This window comes from Variovorax sp. DAIF25, from assembly GCF_050711835.1.
Taxonomy (GTDB): Bacteria; Pseudomonadota; Gammaproteobacteria; order Burkholderiales; family Burkholderiaceae_C; genus Variovorax.
In genome coordinates, this window is sequence record NZ_CP136636.1 from 1,567,553 (window position 1) to 1,585,149 (window position 17,597).

Annotated in this window: 17 protein-coding genes; 4 read left to right on the top strand and 13 right to left on the bottom strand. The window is 69.0% G+C overall.

The window, feature by feature from the left end; translation table 11 throughout:
* The 10 genes from R0232_RS07205 to gspG form a co-directional block, all read right to left on the bottom strand.
* On the bottom strand, positions 1-1,392 hold the full coding sequence (locus tag R0232_RS07205; RefSeq protein WP_093355442.1) for a GspE/PulE family protein: 1,392 nt from the start codon (positions 1,390-1,392) through the stop codon (positions 1-3).
* 64 nt (positions 1,393-1,456) lie between these two features.
* A complete protein-coding gene (gene gspD / locus R0232_RS07210) occupies positions 1,457-3,790 on the bottom strand; it encodes a type II secretion system secretin GspD (RefSeq protein WP_431511704.1) in 2,334 nt (777 codons plus the stop codon).
* A 7-nt stretch (positions 3,791-3,797) separates the two neighbouring features.
* Positions 3,798-4,598, bottom strand: coding sequence for a type II secretion system protein N (gspN, locus tag R0232_RS07215; RefSeq protein ID WP_296799091.1), 801 nt, complete (start codon positions 4,596-4,598; stop codon positions 3,798-3,800).
* Between the two features lie 28 nt (positions 4,599-4,626).
* Positions 4,627-5,199 carry a type II secretion system protein GspM gene (gspM, locus tag R0232_RS07220; RefSeq protein WP_431511705.1) on the bottom strand — a complete coding sequence of 191 codons (573 nt, stop codon included), beginning with the start codon at positions 5,197-5,199 and terminating at the stop codon, positions 4,627-4,629.
* Complete coding sequence (gene gspL, locus R0232_RS07225) at positions 5,196-6,407, bottom strand: type II secretion system protein GspL (protein WP_431511706.1); 1,212 nt, start codon at positions 6,405-6,407, stop codon at positions 5,196-5,198. Before gspL ends, gspM begins: the two co-directional genes overlap by 4 nt.
* Positions 6,408-6,535: 128 nt before the next feature.
* Positions 6,536-7,531: a type II secretion system minor pseudopilin GspK gene (gene gspK / locus R0232_RS07230; RefSeq protein WP_431511707.1), complete on the bottom strand. Its 996-nt coding sequence runs from the start codon at positions 7,529-7,531 to the stop codon at positions 6,536-6,538.
* Positions 7,528-8,238: a PulJ/GspJ family protein gene (locus tag R0232_RS07235; RefSeq protein WP_431511708.1), complete on the bottom strand. Its 711-nt coding sequence runs from the start codon at positions 8,236-8,238 to the stop codon at positions 7,528-7,530. Before R0232_RS07235 ends, gspK begins: the two co-directional genes overlap by 4 nt.
* Entirely contained in the window at positions 8,238-8,630 is a 393-nt protein-coding gene (gene gspI, locus R0232_RS07240; protein ID WP_093355458.1) for a type II secretion system minor pseudopilin GspI, read from the bottom strand. Before gspI ends, R0232_RS07235 begins: the two co-directional genes overlap by 1 nt.
* Positions 8,627-9,103: a prepilin-type N-terminal cleavage/methylation domain-containing protein gene (locus tag R0232_RS07245; RefSeq protein ID WP_208508453.1), complete on the bottom strand. Its 477-nt coding sequence runs from the start codon at positions 9,101-9,103 to the stop codon at positions 8,627-8,629. The genes gspI and R0232_RS07245 overlap by 4 nt, the downstream gene beginning before the upstream one ends.
* The gene (gspG, locus tag R0232_RS07250) at positions 9,078-9,518 is read right to left on the bottom strand and encodes a type II secretion system major pseudopilin GspG (protein WP_093355462.1); all 441 of its coding nucleotides are present in this window, start codon (positions 9,516-9,518) and stop codon (positions 9,078-9,080) included. Before gspG ends, R0232_RS07245 begins: the two co-directional genes overlap by 26 nt.
* Positions 9,519-9,568: 50 nt before the next feature.
* Between gspG and R0232_RS07255 the strand changes: the two genes are divergently transcribed.
* Positions 9,569-10,192, top strand: a complete 624-nt coding sequence (locus R0232_RS07255) for a type II secretion system protein N (RefSeq protein WP_431511709.1) — start codon at positions 9,569-9,571, stop codon at positions 10,190-10,192.
* 99 nt (positions 10,193-10,291) lie between these two features.
* On the opposite strand, the gene ilvA is transcribed toward R0232_RS07255, so the two are convergent.
* On the bottom strand, positions 10,292-11,884 hold the full coding sequence (gene ilvA / locus R0232_RS07260; protein ID WP_431511710.1) for a threonine ammonia-lyase, biosynthetic: 1,593 nt from the start codon (positions 11,882-11,884) through the stop codon (positions 10,292-10,294).
* A gap of 322 nt (positions 11,885-12,206) precedes the next feature.
* On the opposite strand from ilvA, the gene R0232_RS07265 reads away from it, so the two are divergent.
* Positions 12,207-13,085: a hypothetical protein gene (locus tag R0232_RS07265; RefSeq protein ID WP_431511711.1), complete on the top strand. Its 879-nt coding sequence runs from the start codon at positions 12,207-12,209 to the stop codon at positions 13,083-13,085.
* A gap of 205 nt (positions 13,086-13,290) precedes the next feature.
* Here R0232_RS07265 and R0232_RS07270 read toward each other — a convergent pair whose 3' ends face one another.
* A complete protein-coding gene (locus R0232_RS07270; protein WP_431512871.1) occupies positions 13,291-14,580 on the bottom strand; it encodes a porin in 1,290 nt (429 codons plus the stop codon).
* Positions 14,581-14,856: 276 nt separating this feature from the next.
* Here R0232_RS07270 and R0232_RS07275 point away from each other — a divergent pair, with 276 nt between their 5' ends.
* Positions 14,857-15,306, top strand: coding sequence for an OsmC family protein (locus R0232_RS07275; RefSeq protein ID WP_057594099.1), 450 nt, complete (start codon positions 14,857-14,859; stop codon positions 15,304-15,306).
* Positions 15,307-15,318: 12 nt separating this feature from the next.
* Here the strand turns inward: R0232_RS07275 and coq7 are convergent, their stop codons facing one another.
* On the bottom strand, positions 15,319-15,948 hold the full coding sequence (coq7, locus tag R0232_RS07280; RefSeq protein ID WP_431511712.1) for a 2-polyprenyl-3-methyl-6-methoxy-1,4-benzoquinone monooxygenase: 630 nt from the start codon (positions 15,946-15,948) through the stop codon (positions 15,319-15,321).
* Positions 15,949-16,228: 280 nt separating this feature from the next.
* On the opposite strand from coq7, the gene R0232_RS07285 reads away from it, so the two are divergent.
* Positions 16,229-17,509: a porin gene (locus R0232_RS07285; protein WP_208508449.1), complete on the top strand. Its 1,281-nt coding sequence runs from the start codon at positions 16,229-16,231 to the stop codon at positions 17,507-17,509.
* Positions 17,510-17,597: the final 88 nt, after the last annotated feature.

Consider the following 17,597-nt stretch of genomic DNA (forward strand, 5'->3'; position numbering starts at 1 on the left):
CTAGTCGCGCGTGACGCGCAGCAGCTCGGCGCGCGAGGTGATGCCGGCCTGCACCAGCCGCTCGCCGTCCTCGCGCATCAGGCGCAGGCCGCCGCGCGCGCCGGCCTTGAGCAGTTCGCTCTCGGCCGCCTTGCTGTGGATCAGGCCCTGGATGGTCTCGTCGGCCACCAGCAGCTCGAAGATGCCGGTGCGGCCCTGGTAGCCGGTCTGGCCGCAGGCCTCGCAGCCGGCGCCGCCGCAGCTGGTGCAGACCTTGCGCACCAGCCGCTGCGCGAGCACGCCCAGCAGCGAGGAGCTCAGCAGGAAGGGCTCGACGCCCATGTCGGTGAGACGCGTGACCGCGCTGACCGAGTCGTTGGTGTGCAGCGTGGCCAGCACCAGGTGGCCGGTGAGCGAGGCCTGGATCGCGATCTGCGCGGTCTCGAAGTCGCGGATTTCGCCGATCATGATCACGTCCGGGTCCTGCCGCAGGATGGCGCGCAGGGCCTTGGCGAAGGTGAGCTCGATCTTGGCGTTGATCTGGGTCTGGCCCACGCCCGGGAGCTCGTACTCGATCGGGTCTTCCACCGTCATGATGTTGCTGCGGCTCGCATCGAGCCGGGCCAGCGCGGCATACAGCGTGGTGGTCTTGCCCGAGCCGGTGGGACCGGTCACGAGGATGATGCCGTGCGGCTGCGTGATCAGCTTCTCGAAGCGCTCCAGCGTGTCGCCCAGCATGCCCACCGATTCGAGCGTGAGCTTCGACTCGCTCTTGTCGAGCAGCCGCAGCACGGCGCGTTCGCCGTGCGCGCTCGGCAGGGTCGACACCCGCACGTCGACCGCGCGCGTGCCGATGCGCAGCGAGATGCGCCCGTCCTGCGGCAGCCGCTTCTCGGAGATGTCGAGGTCGGCCATGATCTTCAGGCGCGAGATCAGCGCGGCATGCAGCGCGCGGTTGGGCTGAACCACCTCGCGCAGCGTGCCGTCGATGCGAAAGCGCACCGACGACGTGCGCTCGTAGGGCTCGATGTGGATGTCGCTGGCGCCGTCGCGCGCGGCCTGCGTGAGCAGCGCGTTGAGCATGCGGATGATGGGCGCGTCGCCCGCGCTCTCCAGCAAGTCCTCGACCGCCGGCAGCTCCTGCATCATGCGCGAGAGGTCGGCATCGCTCTGCACCTCGCTGACCACCGCGGCGGCGCTCGATTCGCCCTGCGCGTAGGCGGCGCTGATGCGCTGCGCGAGCGGGCCGTCGGCCAGCACCTCGAAGGAACGCACGCCGTACTTGCGCGCGACCTCGCCGACGGCGCTGCGCGCGGGGTGGCTCGACATCCACAGCGTGTAGCGGCCGTCGTCGGCTTCCTCGAGCAGCAGTTGCTGGCTGCGGGCGAAGGCGTAGGGCAGGGGATAGCGCATGGGGCGGGTCGGCGGGGCGTGTCGGTGCGGGTTTCGAACGGGGCGTGCGTGCGGCCTTCGGGCCTCAGGGCATTTCGCGCTGCGTGGCCGGGTCGGCGGCGGGGGGCAGGGCGCCGCGCAACGGGCTGGCCGGCAGCTTGCGGTTGTCGGGCGCGGGGATCGGCGGCGGGATGAGCTGCGTGCCTTCCTCGCGCAGGCTGCCCGAGGGCGCGCGGGGCGCGCGCGTCAGCGGCGTGTCGGGCAGGATCGGCGCGGCATCGACCTTGTTGAGCATCGGGTTGCCGGTGTCGGGCTGGGCCTGGACCTGCAGCGCGCGGATCTGGTCGTAGCGATCGAAGGCGAAGGCCTCGGTGGAGGCGGCATCGCGCATCACGACCGGGCGCAGGAACATCATCAGGTTGTTCTTCTCGCGCGAGCGGGTCTCGTTCTTGAACAGGTTGCCCACGACCGGGATGTCGCCGGCCAGCGGCACCTTCTCGATCTTGTTGCCGTAGTTGTCGGACAGCAGGCCGCCCAGCATGACGAGGCCGCCGTCTTCCACCAGCACGCTCGATTCGAGCGAGCGCTTGTTGGTGGTGGGGCCGTTCGGGTCGGTCTGGCTGCCGGGCAGCACGGTCGAGATCTCCTGGAAGATCGTCATCTTCACCGTGCCGTTCTCGTTGATGGTCGGGCGCACGCGCAGCGTGAGGCCGACGTCCTTGCGTTCGACGGTGGTGAAGGGGTTGAGGCCGCCGGTGGTGGGGTTCGAGTAGGAACCGGTCGGGAAGGGCACGTTCTGGCCGATCACGATCTTGGCTTCCTCGTTGTCCAGCGTCAGCAGGTTCGGCGTGGACAGCACGTTGGTGTCGTTGTCGCTGGCGAAGAAGTTGGCGATGGCGCCCAGCACGTAGTGGCCGCCGATCTTGCCGCCGATGCCGATGTTGAAGCCCTGCGGCAGCGAGATGCCCTGCGGGTTGCGCGTGGCGATCGCCGTCGTGAGCGCCAGCAGATTGGTGCCGGTCAGGCTCGAGTTGGTGCCGAGCACCGCGTTGTTGCCGAGCGCGCTCTGCCATTGCACGCCGAACTGCGCGGCCTTGGTCGCGTTCACTTCGACGACCAGCGCCTCGATCATGACCTGGGCACGGCGGCCGTCGAGCTTGTCGATCACGGCGCGCATCTGGCGGTACTGCGGCTCGGGCGCGGTGATGATCAGCGAGTTGGTCGACGGGTCGGCCTGGATCTGGCCGCCGGTGGAGGGCTGGTTGGCGTTGTTCAGCGGCGCGCTCGCCTGCGGGGAACTGCCGCCCTGCGAGTTGCTGTTGCCGAAATTGACCGGCATCGCGGCCGACAGGTTGGGTTGCGACTGCGCCGCGGCCGCGCCGGCGGCACCGCCGGCCGCGCCGGGCTGGCCCTGGTTGTTGGTTTGCGCCGCCGCCATGGCCGCGCGCAGCGTGGCCGCGAGCCGCACAGCGTCGGCGTTCTTCAGGTAGACCACGTAGATGTTGCCGGCCGCGCCATTGCTGCTGTCGATGGCGGGGCGGTCGAGCTTGTCGACCAGCGTGCGCACCAGCGCCGCGCGCGCCGGATTGGCTGCGCGCAGGATCAGCGCGTTGCTACGCGGATCGGCCATCAGCGTGGTGCGGAACGAGGCATCGGTGCCGCCGCCGGCCGCGGCGGCGCCGGGCTGGCCGGTGGCGCCGCCGCCGTCGACCAGGCGCTGGATCAGCGGCACCATGTCGGTGGCGATCGAGTGCTTGAGCGGGATCACGTCGATGTCGGAGGCGTTGGGCACGTCGAGCGCCGCGATGATGCGCGAAAGGCGGCGCATGTTCTCGGCGTAGTCGGTGATCACGAGCGAGTTGTTGCCCGGGTTCACGTTGATGGTGTTGTTCGGCGGGATCAGCGGGCGCAGCACCGGCAGCAGGTTGTTCGGCGACTCGTAGTTGAGGCGGAAGATCTGCGTGATGATCTGGTTGCCCGCCACCGAGGCGGTGCCGCCCGTGGTGGTGGTGACGGTGCTGGTCTGCAGCTTGGCATCGGCCTCGGGCACGATCTTGTAGAGGCCGTCGGCCTCGACCACCGCGAAGCCCTGCAGCCGCAGCGCGGAGGCGAACTGGTTGAAGGCGGCCGAGGGCGGGATCGCGCGGTCGGTCACGAGGTTCATCGTGCCCTTCACGCGCGGATCGACCACCACGTCGCGTCCCGTGACCACCGCCATGGTGCGCGCCACGGCCTCGATGTCGGCGTTGGCGAAGTTCAGCGTGATCGGCTCGCCGCGGCGCGGCGCCTCGCCCTGCGCGAAGGCGGGCACGAGCGCGAGCGGCGCGGCCTGCAGGAAGGTGGCGGCGATCAGCAGCCGGACCGCATGCGCGACCAGGCCACGGGAGGCGCGGGGGAAGGAGGACAGGGGCGTCGTCATGATCAGGTCAACCCAGGGTGATGATCGAGCGCGCGTTGTCGCGCCGCCCGATGATGTTCAACAAGTTGGAGAGAGCGTCTTCGCTGCCCGGCGCGGCACTGGCCTCGCCGTTGAAGCGGAATGCGGTGCCGTTCCAGCTGCCGCTGCCGTTGAGCTCGAGGCTGCCCTGGCGCGTGCTCAGCAGCAGCGAGGGGCGGTTGCCGCCCTCGAGCGCGAGGCGGTAGCTGCCCATCGGCCGCAGGGTCGAGAGGCTGGAGGAAACGTCGGTGGCGTCGAGCGTGGCCTGGCCCGCGATGCGCAGCACCGGGCCGTCGGTGCGCAGCGAGAAGGCGCGCGTCGAGAGGTCGAGCGTGCCTTCGAGCTTGAGCGTGTTCCAGGGCGCGCCGAGGCCGCTGAGCATGGTGGCGGGCCAGCGCGAGCGGCCGTCGCCCCAGTCGATCTGCACGCCGCCGGCGCGCGGGCCGGCGCGCAGCTCGAGCGGCTGGGCGGCGCAGCAGGGCAGGTCGAGCGAGGCCGACACGCCACCCCAGCCCGGGCGCAGGCGCCAGTTGAGCGTGCCGGGCAGCGAGACGGCTTCGCCGCCGCCCGCGCCGCTCGCGAACACCACGGCCGCGGCGCCGTTCCAGACCGTGCCGCGCGGATTGACCAGCAGCAGGCGGCCGTCGCTCCAGCTCGAGAGGCCGGCCGCGAGCCAGCGCGCGGGCGCGAACAGCACCAGCGCGACCAGCGCGCCGACGACGATGCCGAGCACCGCCCAGCGCCAGCCGCGGCGCGGCTTGGGGGAAGACAGTGGGGCGCGCGTCACCATGGCCGGGTGCACCGGTGGAGGGGGCGGCTCATCGCGCGGCCGGCAGCGTCATGACGAGGGTGCCCTCCCAGCGGATCTGCGGTGTCTCGGGGGTCTTGTCGCGCGCGGCGGCCTGCGCCGCGCCGGTGCCCAGGGTCGGTGGCGGGGTGGCGGCGACCGCGCGCGTGAGGTGCGCTTCGCGCGGCACCGCGTGGGCATTGCCGCGCGCCTGCGCGAGCCATTGCGCGAGCGCATCGGCAGCGGTGGGGCGCAGCGTGACGGTGGCGACGTCGCCGGAGCCGCCGCCGCCGGTCATCAGCTGGCCGCTGGCGCCGATGCCCTGGCGCACCGAGGTCTCGAGCGCGCGCAGCGCGTCGTCGCGCGCCAGCCGCGGCTGCGACTGCAGCGCCTTGGCGCGGTTCTGCAGGGTGGCCATCTGCTGCAGCTGCGCGTCGAGCTTGGCGTGCTCGGCCGGCGCGGCCCAGAGGGTGCGCAGCGCGGGCGCGAGCGCGATCCACCACAGCAGGGCCAGCGCCACCAGCGAGACGGCGGCGATCACCATGCGGCGCTCGCGCATCGCGAGGACGGCCCAGCGGGCCTTGAGTTCTTCGGTGAATTTCATCGGGTGGCCTCGGCCTGTACCAGCAGCAGATCGCCTTCGGTGCGCACGCCGTAGCCGCGCGGCGCCATCGCGGACGTGAGCTGCGAGACCTCGGAGGGCTGCAGCCCGAGGCCGCGCAGCCGCAACTGGCCGGCCACGTAGTCGATGGCGCTCGGCACGCGGCCCGGCGGCAGGTTGCCGGCGAGCGCGCCGAGCATGGGTTCGAAGTCGCCGCTGGCCACGTCGCCCACGGCGAGCTGCAGCGCGGCGACTTCGCGCTGCATCTGTACCGGCGCGTCGACCACCAGCTTGACGGTGGGGAAGGTCTGCGTGAGCACGCCCTTGACGGCTTCGCGCTTGGCCTCGAGCGCGCTGCGCTCCTTCCAGGCCCAGGCGTTGAGGCCGATCAGCTGCGTGAGCACCAGCACCACCGCGCCCCAGCGCGCGGCGCGCCATTCGGGCGCGTAGCGCAGGGTCTGAACCACCGATGCGAATTTCTTGCCGGCGCGCGCGCGGCCCGTGACCGCGAGGTCGAACTGCGCAAGCTCCCAGCGCGAGCGCGCGGCCTGCAGCCAGCGCTGCGGCGCCTGCACGATCGGCACGCGCTGCTCGAGCAGCCGCTCGGCCGCGGCGGCCACGGCCGGTTCGGCCGAGATCACGGCGGTGTCGGCCGGCAGGCCGGCCGAGAGCGCGAGGCCGGCGCCCGCGAGCGGCAGCGAGACCACGCCGTCGGCGTCGCAGACCGTGAGTTGCGGGGCCTCGGGCTCGCCGGTGATCAGCAACTGCGGCGGGCCGTCGGCCGGCTGCGGCGCGAACTCGGGAACGATGCGGGTGACGCGCCGGCCGCTGGCCTCGAGCGCCTGCACCACCGAGCGCAGCCAGATGCGGTTGCAGGCCGCGACCCACACCGGATCGCCGGCGCGCGCCTCGGGTTCGAGCGCGAAGTGCAGCGCCTCGGGGTCGTCGAGCAGGTGTTCCTCGAGCAGGCCGTCGAGCACGGCGCGCAGCTTGGAGGCGCTGCCCATGCTGCCCTTGGGCAGCGTGACGCGGTGCCACGAGAGCGCGGTCGACGGCACGCCGAGCGTGACCTCGCTGCCCGAGGGCAGCAGCGCGAGCAGTGCGCGGCCATGGTCGCGCAGCACGATGCCGTCGTCGCCGGCCTGGGCCCAGTCGTACTCGCCCGCGGCGTCGGCCGGAGGCAGGGGAGCGATGAGCAGCAGCGGGGTCATGGGGGTGTGGGGAAAAGCCGGTGATTGTAGGTGGGCGTCTTACAAAGGCGCACTACGTTTTTCATAGCGTACCTGACAGATATGACGGGCGTTGGAAGGCTTTTATGCTCGGAAAAATGTAACGGGCCTCAGGGTTTGACCGAGGTGTAGGTGGCGCCGGTGCCACGCGTGCGCCAGATGGTCTTGACGGTGACGCCGTCGCGCTGCAGCAGCGAGCGCTCGTCGACCCAGGTGCGGTCGATGCGCAGGCGGCCATAGACCTCGAAGAATTGCGTGCCGACGCTGTGCTGCTCGGCGTTGAACAGGATGCCGTCGGGCAGGCCGGCATTGGCGGCCGCGATGTCCTTGAAGTACGAGCGCGTGCGCCGCTCCACGAGCTGGCGCGCATCGGCGATGGTGAGCCGGGGCAGGCTGGCGGCGAGGACTTCGGCACTGGCGGTGTTGACGTTGATCGGCGTGCGGATCGGCAGCACCGTGACGTAGGGTTCGAGCGCCGCCGCGGTCGAGGGCGAGAGGCCGAGCCACACGAGCTGCGACACCTCCTGCGGCATCAGCGGCGCGCTGGCGCCGTCGTCGGCCGGCGCGCCGGCGGAGGCATCGGTGGTGGTGGCCAGCGTGCGCGCCAGCGAGGCGGTCATCGCGTTGAGCTCGGCGCCCGGCAGGTTCAGCAGCCCGAACAGCTTGGTGAAGGCGGCGAGCGCCGCCGGCACCGGCTTGCCGGCATTCACCAGCGACAGCACGTTGAGCTTGGACTGCGCATCGACGATTCGGCCCGAGAGGAAGGCATCGGGCAGGCCCTCGAGCTGGTCGCTCGAGACGTTCTTGTCGGCCGCCAAGAAGCTGGTGAGCCGCGCTTCCTCGAGCGGCACGGCCCAGGGCTCGGCCAGGTTGTCGGAGCCGCCGGCGCGGCCGTCCTCGCGCAGGATCAGGCGCGACCAGTCGAGCGCGCCGACCAGCACCCAGGCCGCCTGCACGCGCGCGCGCTCGGCCGATTCGACCTCGGACGCGCGCCACTGCTGCCACAGCGCGGCGGCGGCGAAGGTGGCGACCAGGGTCACGGTGAGCATCGCGGCCAGCAGCGCGGCGCCGGCCTGCCGATGGCGATAGCGGTGGCGTGGCGTCATGAGCGTTGCGATCCCACGGTGGGCCGCACCCAGTCGCGCGTGAGCGTGCCCGAGAGGCCGTCGCCCGGCGGCAGGGTGAGCACCAGCCGCACGCCGTCGGGCATGCTGACGATGGAGCCGATCGGGGCCTGCGGATTGGCCGGCGTGGCCTGCAGCTCGCCCGCGGGCACCCAGACGTCGTTGCGGAAGTAGTAGAGCTGCCAGTTCTGCACCGGGATCAGCACCGTGTCGCTGAAGCCGTTGGGGCCGCCGTAGCTGCCCTGCGCGCCGCCGTTCTCCTGCGCCCACGCGGCGGCCTGGGTCCAGGCCTGCTGCCAGGCGCCGCGCGTGCTGAAGGGCGGCGACTGCCAGCGGCGCCAGCGCACGCCGTCGGGGCCGGCGCGCAGCGTCCAGGCCACCACCAGCACGCTGGGGTTGGCGGCGTCGCCGCCGCTGCGCGTGAGGCGCAGCACGCGGCCGTCCCAGTCGATCGGGCGGGTCTGTGCGAGCGCGACCACCGCGTCGAGGTCGGCGCTCCATTGCGCCAGCGTGGTCTGCAGCGTGAGCACCGCGTCGGCGCGCAGCTGGTTCTGCGTGGTGGCGCGCGACATGCCGTCGAGCCCGCGCCAACTGACCAGCGCGAGCAGCGCCATCACGGCGAGCGCGACCAGCAGCTCGATCAGCGTGAAGCCACGCGCGGGCCGGGCGCGGGAGGGCGTGCGGTCCATCAGTAGCGCCCCACCACCGTCGACAGGCGCAGGATCGGCGCATCGACCGTGTCGCGCACCTGCACGTCGATGCGGTTGAAGTTGGGGTTCAGCGTGGGGGAGACGGTGGTCGTCACGTTGAAGCTCGTGCCGGCCTGGGCACAGATGGAGCCCGAGATGCCCACGCCCGGCATCTGGCGCGCGAGCCGGGCCTTGGCCAGTTCGTTCTCGGCGCACAGGTCGGCCAGCAGCAGGTCGGACTGGCGCTGCGCGTTGCGCGTGAGCGCCATCGTCGCCTCGGAACCGGCGGCCAGCGCGAGCGCGACGATGCCGAGCGCGATCAGCACCTCGATCAGCGTGAAGCCGCGACGGCGCCGCGCGGCGGCCGCGGCGCGGGGAGCGCGCTGCCTCATGGATTGCTGACCGAGAAGGGACGCAGGCCATCGGTCGCGATGCGCAGGGTGCGCGCGGGCGGGCCGTCGGAGGACAGCAGCACCTGCTGGGGCGCGATGATCGGATCGGGGCCGAGCAGCAGCGTGGCGACCGGAATGCCATTGGCGAAGAAGGCCTGCGCCGTCATGCCTTGCGAGGCCCAGCCATTGGGCAAGGTGCCGGGCGGCAGGCCGTCGAACACGAAGCTGCCGCCCTCGACCAGGCGCCAGCGCACCGCGATGCCGCTGGCGCGCGACTGGGCGCGGGCCGATTCGAGCAGCGCGGCGAGGCGGTCGGCTTCGCGGTCGAGGCGGGCCTGGCCGCTGTCGCGCATCGCGAAGCTCACGCCGGCCGTCGCGATCGCGATGATCGCGATCACCACGATCAGTTCGATCAGCGTGAAGCCGGCAGCCTGGCGGCCGCCGCGGCTACTGCCAGCTGCCGATGTCGGCATTCTTGCCCTCGCCGCCGGCCTGTCCATCGGCGCCGAGCGAGAGCACGTCGATTTCGCCCTTGATGCCCGGGTTCATGTACTGGTAGGGATGACCCCAGGGGTCGTTCGGGAGCTTCTCGACGTAGGGCTTCCAGTTGGGCGCGGCCGGGCCGGTGGTCGGGCGCACCAGCAGCGCCTGCAGGCCCTGCTCGCCCGTGGGGTAGCGCTGGTTGTCGAGGCGGTAGAGCTTGAGGGCCTGCATCAGGTTGTTGATGTCGGTCTTGGCGGCCGTCACACGGGCGTCATCGGCCCGTTCGATCACGTTCGGCACGATCAGCGCGGCCAGCACGCCGATGATGACGAGCACCACCATCAGCTCGATCAGCGTGAAGCCGCGCTGGGCGGAACGGGTGGCGGCGCGAAGGAGTTTGGTCATGGGTTTCGGTGACATGGTTCGGAAAGCGCGCTGCATGATAATCCGCGGCCATGACAAGTCCCTATACCGCCGCGCGCTGGCATGCGCCCCTCGCAACCACAGGCCTGTGGGCGCTCGCGGCCGGCGCGGCCGTGTTCTGGGGGCTGCGGCTGGCTTCGCCGGTGCAGACCGTGGCCGCCGCCGCTGCCGCCGGACGGCCCGCCGCGGCCGCCGACACCGACGCGGTGGCGCGGATCTTCGGCGTGCTGCCGGCCTCGAGCAACGCGCCGGTGGCGCCCGAGGCGGCCAGCCGCTTCGCGCTCGCGGGCGTGGTGGCCGACCCCTCGAGCCAGGGCGCGGCGCTGATCGCCGTCGACGGCAAGCCGCCCCGACCCTTCCGCGTGGGGGCGCGCGTCGGCGAAGGCTATGTGCTGCAGTCGGTCGGGCTGCGCTCGGCGACGCTGGGCACGCGGATGGACGCGCCGGCCGCCTTCACCTTGCAACTGCCGGTGAAGGCACCGATCAACGTGAGCGTGCCGCCGCCGATCGGTACGGCGCCCGTCATGCAGGCGCCGGCGAATGTGGGGGGCCTGCCCGCGACCATGCCTGCAATGGCGCCCGCCGCCAGCGCGCTGCAGCCGGATGGCGGGGCGCCGATGCCGCAGCCCGGGCAGGGCGGGGCGACCGCGCAGTAGCCTTCGCGCCGTCGCGCGTTCGGCAGGAAGAAAAAAAACCGGCATCGCGCCGGTTTTCTTTTTGGGGGGGCACCGCCGCGGCGCCTTCGGGCCTTCGGATCAGGCCTGGAGGAACAGGCGGTACGCGGGGTTCGCGGTTTCTTCCACGTAGGGATAGCCCAGCGTCTCGAGGAAGGCATCGAAGGCCTCGCCGTCGCCGGCCGGCACCTGCAGGCCGACCAGGATGCGGCCGTAATCCGCACCCTGGTTGCGATAGTGGAACAGGCTGATGTTCCAGTTCGGCCGCATCAGGCTCAGGAACTTGAGCAGCGCGCCGGGGCGCTCGGGGAAGATGAAGCGCAGCAGGCGCTCGTCGTGCGCGAGGCCGGTGCGGCCACCCACCAGGTGGCGCAGATGTTCCTTGGCGAGCTCGTCGTGCGTGAGGTCGAGCGCGTCGAAGCCGTTCTCGCCGAAGGCCTTGGCGATGACCGCCGACTCGCCGCGCGTCGAGGTCGTGAGGCCGACGAAGACGTGGGCCTGGGCCGCGTCGCTGATGCGGTAGTTGAACTCGGTCACGTTGCGCAAGCCGCCGCCCGGCGAGGCCGCGTTCGTGTCGGCATCGCCGATCGGCATCTGGCCGACCAGCTCGCACAGCCGGCGGAAGCTGCCGCGCTCCTCGGGGATCGTGACCGCGAACAGTGCCTCGCGCTCCTCGCCGACTTCCGCGCGTTCGGCCACGAAGCGCAGGCGGTCGAAGTTCATGTTCGCGCCGCTGAGGATCGCCGCGTAGGTCTCGCCATGGCGGCCGTGCCGCGCGGCGTACTGCTTGATCGCCGCCACCGCCAGCGCGCCCGAGGGCTCGACGATGCTGCGCGTGTCGACGAACACGTCCTTGATCGCGGCGCAGACCGCGTCGGTGTCGACCGAGACGTAGTCGTCGACGAGCTCGCTCGCGACGCGGAAGGTTTCCTCGCCCACCAGCTTGACCGCGGTGCCGTCGGCGAACAGGCCCACGTCGGTGAGCGTCACGCGCTGGCGCGCGGCGACCGATCGCATCATCGCGTCGGAGTCGTTCATCTGCACGCCGATCACCTTGATCTCGGGACGCACGGCCTTGATGTAGTTGGCCACGCCCGAGATCAGGCCACCGCCGCCGATCGCGACGAAGACCGCGTCGAGCCGGCCCTGGTGCTGCCGCAGGATCTCCATCGCGATCGTGCCCTGGCCCGCGATCACCTCGGGATCGTCGAAGGGATGGACGAAGGTCAGGTTCTGTTCGGCCTGCAGCTCGAGCGCGCGCGTGTAGGCATCGGAATAGCTGTCGCCGTGCAGCACGACCTCGCCGCCGAAACCGCGCACCGCATCGATCTTGAGCTTGGGCGTGGTCACCGGCATCACCACCACCGCGCGCGCGCCGAGCTTGCGCGCGCCGAGCGCCACGCCTTGCGCGTGGTTGCCGGCCGATGCGCAGATCACGCCGTTGGCGAGTTGCTCGGCGCTCAGGTGCGCCATCTTGTTGTAGGCCCCGCGCAATTTGAAGCTGAAGACCGGCTGTTGATCCTCGCGCTTGAGCAGCACGGTGTTGCCGATTCGCTCGCTCAGCGCGCGTGCTTTTTCGAGCGCCGATTCGACCGCCACGTCGTACACGCGGGCGTTAAGAATTTTTCGGAGATAGTCAGCAGGTGTCAGTGCCGACGGAGGTGCATGGCGCACGATTGTTCCTGGGGAGAATTTTGTTAACAACGAATGATAAGAGGCATCGGGATTGCATACGGGAGACGACATGGACACAAATGTCATAACTCTCTTTCCGAACGCGCCTGCCGCCAATGATTCCGGTTTTTTTGGACGCACCTATCCCGCAGTCCAACCGGCCGCCGAAAAGTTCAAAGACGGACAGAATCTGTTATCAATTTCTGTCAGTGATCTTTCCGAAAAGTTGATGCGCGCCGAGGCGGCGCGCGTTCAACGTGGGGAGATCGGACGGCCCACTTGGCAGGTGATGGGCAACAGATTGCGCGCGCATGTCCTTCCATTGCTGGGGGATTTGCCCGCGCAGGCCTTCACCACGCGCGATGCGCAACGGCTCATCGATCGGCTCGGCGACGAGGGCTTCACGAGCACGACCATCGCGCAGTACCTCGTGCTGCTGCGCAAGGTCGTGATGCATGGCGTGCACATCGGCGTGCTGCGCGAAGCGCCGCTGTTTCCGAAGGTGAAGGTGCGCAGCCGGCCGCGCGGCAGCTTCAGCGTGGCCGAGTACCGCGCGCTGATCGCCGCGGCGCGCAGGCTGCGCGGACGGTCGCATCCCGTGCTCGATGCACTGGCGCCCGGCGAGCGCTTCTGGATCGCGCGCGAACTGCTGGTGATGCCCGACGAGATGCCGTGGCTGATCCGCTGGATGGTCAACACCTTCGTGCGGCCGAGCGACATCAAGCTCATGAAGCACAAGCACATCGAGGTCGTGCGTGCGAAGCATGTCTACCTGCGCATGAACCTGCCGGAGACGAAGCGCCACAGCCAGCCCATCGTGAGCCTGCAGCCCGCGGTGCGCGTCTACGAGCGCCTGGTCGCGCACCGTGCGCGGCACGGCTTCGATGGCGCGGACGACTACATCTTCCTGCCGCAGCTCAAGAACCGCGAGCACGCGCTCGCGGTGCTCAACTTCCTCTTTCACTGGGTGCTCGAGGTCGAGGGCATCGAGAAGGGGCCGCTGGGGCAGGATCGCACGCTCTATTGCCTGCGCCATACCGCCATCACGTTGCGTTTGCTCTATGGACAGGGCATCGACATGCTGACCCTGGCGCGCAATGCGCGAACGAGCGTCAACATGGTCGAGCGCTTCTATGCGTCGGTGCTCAATGGAGAAATGAATGTGGGGCTGCTGCAAAGCCGTCGGGGGCGCACGGTGTAAGAGGGCTGCAATGAGCGCGCCGGTCCTCGAGGCTCGAGGCCGGTGCCGCAGGCACGTGAAGGGCGGGTTCGGGAAGAGGAAGAGCGTCGACGGAACGCTCGGCACATACGACCAAAAAGCCGCCCGGCGCGAACCGGGCGGCTTGGCATGAGAAGGATTCGATCTGGCGAGAGCCAGCATCGGAATCGGCTTCTTTCAGGTCAGCTTAGAACGCGTGGCGGATGCCGATGTCGTAGCCGGTGGCCGTGCGCGGAGCCCAGCCGAGGTTCTTGGTGGCATCCAGATAAGCCGGGGAACCGCCCGCGGTTGCGCCCATCACGCCGGGGTTGTTCTGGCCGTCCTTGATGCGGATGCGAGCCACCGTGGCGTACAGCGCCGTGCGCTTCGACAGGTTGTGCACGTAGCCGATCGCGAGCTTGTTCGCCGAGGCATCGCGGTTGCCGCCGAAGAGCGCTTCCGTGACGCTGAGCGGTGCGCCGTTCTTGAACTTGACGGTCGAGTACGAAGCGCGAATCAGGCCCGGGCCGACCGGCACCGTCACGCCCAGCAGGTAGCCGTTGTACTTGTCGCTCTGTGAGGTGGTGGCGAAGTAGGGGACCGACTGCAGCGTGAGGGGGTTCACGAAGCTCGAGCTCGCGCCCGTTTCGTTCTTGTCCTTCACGCGGGACACCTCGCCGAAGAGCTTGACCGGACCGAAGTCGTACGAAGCGCCGAGGTTGAAGGTGCTGATCTTGCGATCCTGCGAGCCGGTGATGAACGACAGGTTGCTGAGGGTCACGCTGTCGGCCGCGGTGCTCTGCCCATAGGCAGCAGCCACGTCGATCGGGCCGTTGGCGTAGCCGAAGCGACCACCGACGTAGCGACCCTTGGTCGACGGGCTTTCGGGCAGGCCGCTCGACTTCACGTTCTCGTGCAGCGCGTACTGGACCTGGCCGTAGAAGCCGCCCAGGTTCGGGGGCAGGAAGTAGCCGATGCTGTTGCTGGCGCGGTAGTAGTTGTCGGTCTTGTCCACGGCAGAGCCGGGGCCGGACGAGGTCGACAGGTTGCTGTTGATCGTGGCGATGAGGTTGGTGCCGACGCCATTGGTGCCGAACGGATCGAACACGGTGTCGTTCCAGAACGTCGAGGTGTAGTCGCGACCCAGGCGGACTTCACCGAAGCCACCCGACAGGCTCACGGTCGAGCGGCGGCTGAAGTCGGCGACGCCCTTGGAGCCGTCGTCGTTGCTGATGGGCGCTTCGAGCCAGAAGCTGGCGGCCAGGCCGCCACCGAGGTCTTCGGTGCCGCGGAAGCCCAGGCGACTGGAGTTGTAGCCCGAACGCGAGAGCGCGGTCTGGCTTTGCTTCACGCCGACGGGCGCCACGAGGAAGGGGTTCGCGAGCGGGCTGTAGTAGGTGCTCTTCGTCGAATAGTTGCTGATTGCGGCATCGACCACACCGAACAACGTGACGGAAGACTGGGCCGAGGCAACACCGGCAACAGCCAGGGCAGCCAGAGCAGCTGCCCTTCGGGGCGGTTGGCTAGAGTGGCCGGCCTCGGATGACTGGAGTGGGGGGAGCCGCCAAGAAAAAAGCCCCAAGCCTTGCGGCTCGGGGCTAAATCCACCAATTGGAAGGGTGGAGGAGACAACTTGCACGCACCGGGGTGCGCAATGAAATAAAGTATATCGGTTGTTTGTTGCGATGCAACAAGCGAGTGATGCTTTTCCCACACAGATAACGATGTCGGGTGTGATTTTTGCCAGACATCCGGAACCGGAGTTCAGAAAAAGATGGAATGCACTGTAAGTTGGACCGGCAATGCGGGTGCGCGCTCGTCCATGGGATTCGTGGCCGAGACGGGCAGCGGCCACGTCCTGATGATGGACGGTGCGCCCGACGCGGCGAAACCCGAGAACGGCGGCCAGAACCTGGCGGCGCGCCCCATGGAAACGGTGCTGGCGGGCACCGGCGGCTGCACGGCCTACGACGTGGTGCTGATCCTCAAGCGCGGCCGTCACCAGGTCGAGCGCTGCAGCGTCAAGCTGACCAGCGAGCGGGCCGAGAAGGATCCCAAGGTGTTCACCAAGATCCACATGCACTTCACGGTGGCCGGCAAGGGAATTCCGGCCTCCGCGGTGGAGCGAGCGATCGCTCTCAGTCACGAGACCTACTGCTCCGCCAGCATCATGCTGGCCAAGACCGCCGAGATCACGACCAGCTTCGACCTGATCGAAGCCTGATCCTTTCCGGGGTCAGATCCGGTGCGCCACGGTCGTCATCACCCGTGAGGCGACGCGCATCAGGGCCTTGGCGGGCGGCGGCAGCTCCGCGGCACCCGCCGCCACGGCATTCTCGGCATGCCGGGCCTCGTCGGCCTTCATCTGTTCGACCACGGCGCGCGAGGCGCTGTCCGCCGAGGGCAGCCGGTCCAGGTGGCTGTCGAGGTGCGCCTCGACCTGGCGCTCGGTTTCCGCCACGAAGCCCAGGCTCAGCGGGTCGCCGAGCCGCCCGGCGACCAGTCCCAGGCCGAATGCGCCCGCGTACCAGAGCGGATTGAGTACCGAAGGCCGCGCGCCGAGCACGTCCAGGCGCTCGCGCGTCCAGGCCAGGTGGTCCGTTTCCTCGTGTGCCGCCTCGAGCAACTGCGCACGCAGCACGGGGTCGCGCGCCACGGCGGCCTGCGCCGTGTAGAGCGCCTGCGCACAGACTTCCCCGACATGGTTGACGCGCATCAGCGCACCGGCTTCCCGTCGCTCCACATCGCTCAATTCCCCCGGAGCCAGGCTCGGGACGGGGGTGGCGCGGGTGGCATGCGGACGGGCAAAGAGCGTCCGGAGCGCGGAATCGGCGGCGGTCAGCAGGGGGTCGAGCGAAGTCGTCATGAAGGGATTGGAACGCAACTTGCCAAAGCACCAATCCTGGTGAGTTTGTTTCATATCGTGAGATCGAAAGACCCTAAGCCCTCTGTTGCATCACTGCAACGAAACGCGGCGGGGGTAGGAGATTTCGGCTGAATTGTTTTGCCCTGCCGCAGCGGCTCTGGTGCAATAGCGACAACTTCCCAAAAGGAGGTTGGCCCGGGGTCCGGTGGGAGCACAGAAGTGCCAGTCACGGTGAGCCCTTCGCGCCGGAGCCCTATGTTTAACCTTGGAGAAACTTGCAATGAAAAAATCTCTAGTTGCTCTGGCTGCCCTGGCTGTTGCCGGTGTTGCCTCGGCTCAATCGTCCGTGACGCTGTTCGGCGTGGTTGACGCTGCAGTCAGCGGCTATTCGACCAAGAGCAATCTGATCGTCGCCAACCCGTTCGCGATCCCCCCGTTCGGCGTTCCCGGCTCGCTGAAGCGCAGCCAGACCGCCCTGTCGAACTCGGGCTACAACTCCAGCCGCATCGGCTTCCGTGGTACGGAAGACCTCGGTGGTGGCCTGGCAGCCAGCTTCTGGCTCGAAGCCCCGATCACGAACGACGACGGCAAGGGTGGTATCTCCAACTTCGCTCGCCGCTCGACCGTGAGCCTGTCGGGTGGTTTCGGTGAAATTCGTCTGGGTCGTGACTACACCGCCACGTTCTGGAACGACACCGTGTTCGACCCCTTCGGCACCAACGGCGTGGGCTCCAGCGCGATCTTCCGTACCAACGTGAACCTGGCTTCGGTCCACGGTGGCGCACCGAACGGTGCAGCCGGCTCGGACAGCTATGTCCGTACCAGCAACGCGATCGCCTACTTCCTGCCCCCGAACCTGGGCGGTTTCTACGGTCAGTTCCAGTACGCTCTGCATGAGAACGTCAAGTCGGACGAAGTCCTGAACAGCCCGAGCAAGCGCGGTCGTTACGTCGGCGGTCGCTTCGGCTACGCCAACGGTCCCCTGGACGTTGCTGCCGCCTACGGCATCGACACCAAGGACGGCGCTCCTCTGCCTGGCCTGGCTTCGGGCTACTCGAAGGACCAGCTGAAGACCTTCAACCTGGGCGCTTCGTACGACTTCGGTCCGGTCAAGCTGTTCGGCGAAATCTCGCAAGTCAAGGATGCGTATGACCGCAGCCAGTCGCTGACGCTGCTGGGCCTGCCGTTCATCTACACCCAAGGCCTGTCGGACAAGTACAACGGCGTTCTGCTCGGCGCGACGGTCCCCGTCGGTCCTGGCCTGATCCGCGCTTCGTACTCGCAAGTCAAGTTCAAGCCTGACAGCGCTCTGGTTCCGCTGAACTTCTACAACGACGGCAGCGCTCGCGCCAGCCAGTTCGCTGTGGGCTACGTGCACAACCTGTCGAAGCGTACGGCTCTGTACGCTACGCTGTCGCGCATCAGCATCAAGAACGGTCAGAACAACAGCATCCTGGGCATCACCACCGGTGGCTCGCCTGGCTTCGGCACGATCGCTGGCCAAACGTACGCTCCGAAGAGCGCTACCGGCTACGACTTCGGTATCCGTCACGCTTTCTAATTTGACGCTGGCGCAAGCCAGCTTCGAATCGAAAGATCAAGAAGCCGCTCGACGCAAGTCGAGCGGCTTTTTTTCATGGGCTTTCCAT

What these genes read in the sequence shown, in the direction of transcription:
- R0232_RS07205 (WP_093355442.1), bottom strand. Translation starts at nt 1,392, where the DNA reads ATGCGCTATCCCCTGCCCTACGCCTTCGCCCGCAGCCAGCAACTGCTG.
- coq7 (WP_431511712.1), bottom strand. Translation starts at nt 15,948, where the DNA reads ATGACGACTTCGCTCGACCCCCTGCTGACCGCCGCCGATTCCGCGCTC.
- gspN (WP_296799091.1), bottom strand. Translation starts at nt 4,598, where the DNA reads ATGGTGACGCGCGCCCCACTGTCTTCCCCCAAGCCGCGCCGCGGCTGG.
- gspM (WP_431511705.1), bottom strand. Translation starts at nt 5,199, where the DNA reads ATGAAATTCACCGAAGAACTCAAGGCCCGCTGGGCCGTCCTCGCGATG.
- gspK (WP_431511707.1), bottom strand. Translation starts at nt 7,531, where the DNA reads ATGACGCCACGCCACCGCTATCGCCATCGGCAGGCCGGCGCCGCGCTG.
- gspI (WP_093355458.1), bottom strand. Translation starts at nt 8,630, where the DNA reads ATGAGGCAGCGCGCTCCCCGCGCCGCGGCCGCCGCGCGGCGCCGTCGC.
- R0232_RS07285 (WP_208508449.1), top strand. Translation starts at nt 16,229, where the DNA reads ATGAAAAAATCTCTAGTTGCTCTGGCTGCCCTGGCTGTTGCCGGTGTT.
- R0232_RS07245 (WP_208508453.1), bottom strand. Translation starts at nt 9,103, where the DNA reads ATGCCGACATCGGCAGCTGGCAGTAGCCGCGGCGGCCGCCAGGCTGCC.
- gspG (WP_093355462.1), bottom strand. Translation starts at nt 9,518, where the DNA reads ATGACCAAACTCCTTCGCGCCGCCACCCGTTCCGCCCAGCGCGGCTTC.
- gspL (WP_431511706.1), bottom strand. Translation starts at nt 6,407, where the DNA reads ATGACCCCGCTGCTGCTCATCGCTCCCCTGCCTCCGGCCGACGCCGCG.
- R0232_RS07235 (WP_431511708.1), bottom strand. Translation starts at nt 8,238, where the DNA reads ATGGACCGCACGCCCTCCCGCGCCCGGCCCGCGCGTGGCTTCACGCTG.
- gspD (WP_431511704.1), bottom strand. Translation starts at nt 3,790, where the DNA reads ATGACGACGCCCCTGTCCTCCTTCCCCCGCGCCTCCCGTGGCCTGGTC.
- R0232_RS07275 (WP_057594099.1), top strand. Translation starts at nt 14,857, where the DNA reads ATGGAATGCACTGTAAGTTGGACCGGCAATGCGGGTGCGCGCTCGTCC.
- R0232_RS07255 (WP_431511709.1), top strand. Translation starts at nt 9,569, where the DNA reads ATGACAAGTCCCTATACCGCCGCGCGCTGGCATGCGCCCCTCGCAACC.